Here is a 386-nt window from a genome sequence, read left to right as displayed (position 1 = left end):
GCATACACACCAGACTGCGTGCTTTCCGTCGAGCGATACGTATCCTTGATTGTCTGGCCCGCAACATGCGCAGACCCGCCAAAACTGCCCGCGCCATAAATCGGGATCGAAACACTGAACCCGCCGCTCTCAGAATCACTATGATAACTGGCTGTATCCTGTGGGCTGCTGATCACCAGCATCCCGCTCTTCACATCCACACGCTCGCCGTTGACTTCCGCTCCATCCAGCGTCGTCGTGCCCGATGTCCTCAGATGCACAGTATCCGTCGCCTGAATGACCGTATCCACATGCGTCATGCTGTCAGACTGGCTGTGCTGATGGGAAGCAGACGCCGACGCCGTCACACTCACCCCAGCACCCTGCATCCCGACACTCGCCTCAAC

General features: G+C 58.3%; 1 protein-coding gene. It reads right to left on the bottom strand.

The window, feature by feature from the left end; translation table 11 throughout:
- Window positions 1–386, bottom strand: a 386-nt coding sequence (locus tag Abin_RS15410) for a hemagglutinin repeat-containing protein (protein WP_048848566.1), incomplete at both ends; no start/stop codon positions are given.

This window comes from Acetobacter indonesiensis (assembly GCF_000963945.1).
Lineage (GTDB): Bacteria > Pseudomonadota > Alphaproteobacteria > Acetobacterales > Acetobacteraceae > Acetobacter > Acetobacter indonesiensis.
Note: the sequence above shows the minus strand (reverse complement) of the source record. Positions and strands in the feature narration are given on the sequence as shown.